The 534-nt window shown below is 64.0% G+C and carries 1 protein-coding gene; it reads right to left on the minus strand.

From position 1 onward, the window contains the following. The coding region (locus VTU_RS30435) for a SwmB domain-containing protein (protein WP_265597370.1) at positions 1 to 506 on the minus strand (506 nt) is incomplete at its 3' end. Positions 507 to 534: the final 28 nt, after the last annotated feature.

The following is a 534-nucleotide window of genomic DNA, read 5'->3' on the forward strand; positions in this document are numbered from 1 at the left end:
GGGTCCTGTATGCCGTTGTTGCCCGGCGTGTTGTCCTGGTAGGCGACGGTCACTCTTTGACCGGATTCCACGGAGGTGCTCAGGGTCAGCAGGACGGCCTTGGACATTCCACCCATGGTGACTTCGGTGACGGTTTTGGCTACGCCGTCCACGAACACCGTGAAGTCCTCCTTGGCGGGTCCGTTGCTGTCGTCCAGGGAGGGGCTCGCGTCGCTGAAATGGAGCACCAGATAGATGCCGTCGGTGATCTTGGGGCGATCGTTTCCGGTAGTAATCAGCTGCGGGGCCGCGGTGTCCCTTGTGTCGTTGACCACGTCCCGGTCGCTGAAGTTCTCCGCGGCGTTGCCGGCGGCGTCCTGAACCCTATTGCCGGTCGCCGGTTTGGCGTAGCTGACGCGCACCAGTTCGCCGTAGACCACGGCGCGGCTGAGCGTGAGCGTGACGGTCTTGGCCGCCCCGTTGACCACGGCGCTGTTGACGGGGATGGTTGTTGCCCCCGTGTCCACCGTGAGGCTTTCGACCGTAAAGCCTGCG

Origin of the sequence: Verminephrobacter aporrectodeae subsp. tuberculatae At4, from assembly GCF_000193225.1 — a bacterium.
Lineage (GTDB): Bacteria > Pseudomonadota > Gammaproteobacteria > Burkholderiales > Burkholderiaceae_C > Acidovorax > Acidovorax aporrectodeae.